The sequence below is a fragment of the Pseudoalteromonas arctica genome, from assembly GCF_012927645.1.
Classification (GTDB): domain Bacteria; phylum Pseudomonadota; class Gammaproteobacteria; order Enterobacterales; family Alteromonadaceae; genus Pseudoalteromonas; species Pseudoalteromonas arctica_A.
Genome location: NZ_JABBMT010000104.1, coordinates 1 through 616, shown reverse-complemented (window position 1 = coordinate 616; position 616 = coordinate 1). Strand labels below are relative to the sequence as shown.

The 616-nt window shown below is 37.7% G+C and carries 2 protein-coding genes; one reads left to right on the top strand and one right to left on the bottom strand.

What is annotated here, in order from left to right:
• Window positions 1–411, top strand: a 411-nt coding sequence (locus HHO47_RS19105) for a hypothetical protein (protein ID WP_211183787.1), incomplete at its 5' end; no start/stop codon positions are given.
• Here HHO47_RS19105 and HHO47_RS19100 read toward each other — a convergent pair.
• Window positions 408–616 (bottom strand): transposase (locus tag HHO47_RS19100; RefSeq protein WP_282435334.1); only part of this gene is annotated, 209 nt, incomplete at its 5' end. The genes HHO47_RS19105 and HHO47_RS19100 overlap by 4 nt on opposite strands.

Genomic DNA, 616 nt, shown 5'->3' with positions numbered 1-616 from the left:
AACTCAGTAATAGTTAAATCGCTGGCTTGTTGTTCTTCGATAATGTTACGCCATTGTTCAAGGCTGCGTGTTTTTCTCATGGCTATCTCCTCATTGAAATTCGGAAATAGCTTAATCGGTTTGACGAATTACTGGCAGGTGCACTTTGCTAGACGCTTACATAACCCTAATTTTCTAACCAATTTAAAAAGTGTAAATGAAGAAGAAAAAAACCGAAAAAACAATGGGGCAGTAGGAGCTGTTGTATTTGCAACACTCTTGTCTCCCATTTTAGTACCAGCTGCAATACTGTCTTCTCCGATTTTAGTATACGATTATAAGTCCTCTGAGAATCAGAAAGAAAAATTTCATTTAAGACTCAGCTCAAATAAGGGACTAGAGAACTATTTATCTAACCTCAGTTCTGCTTAAGCGATAACTAATGCATTGAGCTCTACGTCAGTTAAATTAAGGTGTGGCTTATTTTCTTTCAAGCAATAAGCCACCAACCCAGCCACTAAATTCAACATAAAACCGTTCATACTCCGATGCCTCGAATGTTCAATGAAGGATATGTTCTTGAGTTGGTCATTAATTGTCTCGATTATAAAGCGCTTTGAAAGCATCGCTCTATCCC